Genomic DNA, 4,340 nt, shown 5'->3' with positions numbered 1-4,340 from the left:
GCTGTCAACCCGACCTGGATCGCTAACGGAAAAATCGAACCAGGGATCGCTCGTAGTTATTTGAATGGATTGGGTGATGGCACCAAGCTGCAGGTGGAGTTAAAAGCGGCTTTCAGTCTTAGTAAAGCTGAAGCCGATGCCATTGTCTTTCCGATAGTAGACTATCAAGTAATAGCGAGCAGGCCAAAAATCTATGATTATACGGATTTCAACAGCGGCTATAATGAATGGCGCAATGTGGCTGGAGGCGATATATCGCAACTTTATTGGTGGGGCACGGCAGCGAAGAGTACCCGGGCAGGCGTGTACAAAACATTTGTAAATGTGCCTCGTGGGAGTTATGAGATATCATTTTTAATAAGGCAGCCACATTCTATATATGGCGCAGGGGTGACGGTGAGTTTTGGTGCGCAGAATCAGTGGGAAGGCCTGTTTGTTGATTCGAATTGGCTGGGCAAGAAGTTCAGTTTTTCGCTGACTTCTGAGTTGTCGTCTGTGGTTGTTCGAATAGAAGCAGGTGCACCATTTCAGGATAATACATTCGGAATTGATAATATTTTGGTGCGACAGTTGTAATCGCCTAAGGAGAGTCTGAAAAAACGTCCTAATTTGGCAAAATCAGCGGACACCCGTCGCCGAGCTTTTCGATGATGAAGCAGATGACCTTCGCTGACGCCGAATACGCCGGCAAGCGCAAACAGACCCGTAAGAAATTGTTCCTGATCGAGCAAACCAAGAAAGGTACCAGTACTGCTTTGGCGCCAAAGCTCATATCGGCGCCGAGGACGAGTGAGGCCTGGTGCACAGCGTGGTGGTCACTGCGGCCAATGTTGCAGACATCACGCAGGTCGCCAAACTGCTGCTTACACCGGGGTCGAAAAGCGTGAAGAACACGCTGGGTGCAGGGTAATTTGGCAGATTACCGCTCGCCGCAGTTACCGTTTCTGCCTTAACTGGCTGGCTAGGGCTTGGCCAAGAACGCCTCGCAGATGGTGACGTGGTTCGCCCTGTGGATCGCTCGCCGATATTTGTTGGCGCAAGCAGGAGAGGTACGGGTGTAATGCAGGAAATGGTCGCTGCAAAGGGCTTGTAGCGGCCGAAAGAGCTGAAAAACGAAAAGGATTGGGCAAATTTCGATATACGTCGTTTTTTTAATGCTGAGGGCTCGACAGCCGGAAAACCTGCGGCTATTTCAGAGCCCCCCTTAAGAGCTGTGGTCGTCGCCCAGATGGCTAGGCTGGACCACAGCGCTTAAATAAAGCGCTATTCGCAGCGTTGGGTTGCTTCGTTAAAGTTTTTATTGTTGGGGCATTGGTATACGTATTTTAAGAATCGGCCTCCGGACCATACGCACCTGTAGTAATAGGTAGGATAAATACTCCTAAAGTAACCCTCTTTTGTACAAGTATCAGTTCGCTCGTTCGACGATTCACTGGGGGGGATGATTATGTCAGGCGTTTGCACTGGTTGTGGTGTGGTACAGCCGCTGGCAAAGATAGAAAACGATATCGCCAACGATGTGCTTACCCACCAAGAGTGAGGTGATTGCATGACGGCTATTCCTCTTGCAAATTGATTGTCAAGTGAAGCATTAACTGCCTGATAAGTTAAAGCGCATTTGACAATCGGCGTCTACTGTCAGAATTGACAGTTCGGCACTCTTCGCAACGAGGCTCTCCATGTTTTTACTTGAGTAGTTTCGTTTTATACCACCTCCAGATACGAACTCTGCACCGCCCCCGCCAACTCCCGCACGCCCTCAATAAACTCCGTCAACCGGCTATGCAACCCATCCTCCAGAATCTCATCAATCCCCGTATACCGCAGCCGCGCTTCAAACTCGGCAGCCAAGCGCTGCGCAGTGCGCCCATAACTACCCGGCAGATCCGCGAGAATATGGCTCAACTCCTCGATACACGCATGCAGCGAGCGCGGCACGTCACTGCGCAACAGCAGCAGTTCCGACACCGAGCGGGCATTCAAGGCATTGGGATACAGCTCGGTATACGCCTCGAATGACGACAACGCGCGGAGCAGGGCGCTCCACTGGTAATAGCCGCGGGCCGACAGGTCGCTGACTTCTTCGGACTCTTCGCCGAACATCTCGTAGCGTGCATCCAGCAGGCGCAGGGTGTTGTCGGCGCGCTCGACAAAGGTGCCGAGGCGGATGAAGCGATAGGCGTCATTGCGCATGATGGTGCCCGAGGTCGCGCCGCGAAACAGGTGCGAACGTTGTTTGACCCAGTCACAGAAGTGGCTGATGCCATGTCGCGCCAGGCCGCCGGCGGCAATGCTGCGCATTTCCAGCCAGGTGGCATTGAGGTTTTCCCACATGTCGGCGGTGATGCGTCCGCGCACGGCGTGGGCATTGCCCCGGGCGGCGCGCAGGCAGTTGTAGATGCTCGCCGGGTTTTCTTCGTCGAGGGCGAAGAAGTGCAACATGCGCTCGGCATCCAGGGTGTGGTGGCGTTCCAGGTAGCTGTCCAGAGTGCCGCTGCTGAGCAACGACATCGCCAACTCATCCAGACCATCGCTGCGCCCGGCCTGGGGCATCAAGGACAGCGAATAACTGACTTCCAGCATGCGCGCCAGGTTCTCGGCGCGCTCCAGGTAGCGGGACATCCAATACAGATCTGCAGCGGTTCTACTCAACATACTCAGCCCTCCACCACCCAGGTGTCCTTGGTTCCGCCGCCCTGCGACGAGTTGACGACCAGCGAGCCTTCCTTAAGCGCCACGCGGGTCAAGCCGCCGGGCACCAGGCGGGTTTCCTTGCCCGAGAGTACGAATGGGCGCAGGTCGATATGCCGGGGCGCAATGCCGTTTTCGACGAAGGTCGGGCAGGTGGACAGGCTCAGGGTCGGTTGGGCGATGTAGGCATGGGGACGCGCCTTGATGCGCTGGCGGAAGTCTTCGATCTCGGCGGCCGTCGACGCCGGGCCCACCAGCATGCCGTAGCCGCCGGAGCCCTGGGTTTCCTTGACCACCAACTGCTCGAGGTTGGCCAGCACATGGGACAGTTCATCGGGCTTGCGGCATTGGAAGGTCGGCACGTTTTGCAGGATCGGTTCCTCGTCCAGGTAGAAGCGGATCATCGCCGGTACATAGGGATAGATCGACTTGTCGTCAGCCACCCCGGTGCCGATGGCGTTGGCCAGTACCACATTGCCGGCGCAGTAAGCCGCCACCAACCCCGGCACGCCGAGCATCGACTCGGGGTTGAACGCCTGGGGGTCGAGGAAGGCGTCGTCGATGCGCCGGTAGATCACGTCCACGGGCTTGGGGCCGTCGGTGGTGCGCATGAACACCTTGAGATCGTGCACGAACAGATCGGCACCTTCCACCAGCTCCACGCCCATTTCCCGGGCAAGGAACGCGTGTTCGAAGAAGGCGCTGTTGAAGCGCCCAGGCGTCAACACCACCACATTCGGGTTATCGAGGCGGCTGGCGCTCTTGAGGGTCTTGAGCAACAGGTTGGGGTAGTGGTCCACGGGTGCAATGCGCTGCTTGGCGAAGACTTCCGGGAACAGCCGCATCATCATCTTGCGGTCTTCGAGCATGTAGCTCACGCCGCTGGGGGTGCGCAGGTTGTCTTCCAGCACGTAGTAGGTACCGTCGCCGTCGCGCACCAGGTCGACACCGGAGATGTGCGAGTAAATGTCGCGGTGCAGATCCAGGCCGACCATCGCCTTCTGATAGCCCTCGTTGCCCAGCACCTGTTCTGCCGGAATGATCCCAGCCTTGATGATGCGCTGGTCGTGGTAGATGTCGGCGAGAAACATGTTCAGTGCATTGACCCGCTGGATGCAGCCACGCTCGATCAGGCTCCATTCACTGGCGGGAATGCTGCGGGGAATGATGTCGAAGGGAATCAAGCGTTCGGTGTCTTGTTCGTCGCCATACAGGGTGAAGGTGATCCCGGCGCGATGGAACAGCAAGTCCGCTTCACGGCGACGCTGGGCCAGCAGTTCTGGCGGCGTATTGGCCAGCCAGCGAGAGAAGTCCTGATAGTGCGCACGGCATACGCCGTTTGCGTCATTCATTTCATCAAAGAAAGATCGAGCCATTCCAGTACCTTGTCAGTGCCCAGTGTGGCTTTGGGTGGCACTGCCGCTTAAAAAAACGCATGTTTTTATGAGCCCGTGGCTGAAGGTGCCAACAGGCCTGGTCCTTATTTTCTTATGGGGGCGGCTCTGGGTCGGGGGGTAACGCATGCTCCTGTTTTCCGGGTGGTGAATGGATAAAGCAATGCGTGTGCCGGAATGCGAACTAGGCATCAATAACCTGTGGCGAGCGAGCTTGCTCGCGCCGGGCTGCGCAGCGGCCCCAATAAAAGCGAG

General features: G+C 56.5%; 3 protein-coding genes and 1 pseudogene. 2 read left to right on the top strand and 2 right to left on the bottom strand.

The features are described from left to right. Both OC445_RS26785 and OC445_RS26780 read left to right on the top strand, forming a co-directional pair. A partial coding sequence (locus tag OC445_RS26785) for a hypothetical protein (protein ID WP_262020450.1) occupies positions 1-576 on the top strand: 576 nt, incomplete at its 5' end. Between the two features lie 149 nt (positions 577-725). Next, a pseudogene (locus OC445_RS26780) lies at positions 726-1,061 on the top strand (transposase); the annotation flags it as partial. A 643-nt stretch (positions 1,062-1,704) separates the two neighbouring features. Here OC445_RS26780 and OC445_RS26775 read toward each other — a convergent pair. After that, on the bottom strand, positions 1,705-2,655 hold the full coding sequence (locus OC445_RS26775) for an alpha-E domain-containing protein (protein WP_198791750.1): 951 nt from the start codon (positions 2,653-2,655) through the stop codon (positions 1,705-1,707). A 2-nt stretch (positions 2,656-2,657) separates the two neighbouring features. Further along, positions 2,658-4,067 carry a circularly permuted type 2 ATP-grasp protein gene (locus OC445_RS26770; RefSeq protein ID WP_034127666.1) on the bottom strand — a complete coding sequence of 470 codons (1,410 nt, stop codon included), beginning with the start codon at positions 4,065-4,067 and terminating at the stop codon, positions 2,658-2,660. Positions 4,068-4,340 lie beyond the last annotated feature (273 nt).

The sequence above is a fragment of the Pseudomonas sp. Pse35 genome (assembly GCF_024519715.1).
GTDB lineage: Bacteria > Pseudomonadota > Gammaproteobacteria > Pseudomonadales > Pseudomonadaceae > Aquipseudomonas > Aquipseudomonas paracarnis.
The sequence above is the reverse complement of the archived record's forward strand: the minus strand, read 5'-3'. Positions and strand labels throughout refer to the sequence as shown.

Excerpts from the sequence above, each read along its gene's own strand:
- OC445_RS26770 (WP_034127666.1), bottom strand. The coding sequence starts at position 4,067 with ATGGCTCGATCTTTCTTTGATGAAATGAATGACGCAAACGGCGTATGC.
- OC445_RS26775 (WP_198791750.1), bottom strand. The coding sequence starts at position 2,655 with ATGTTGAGTAGAACCGCTGCAGATCTGTATTGGATGTCCCGCTACCTG.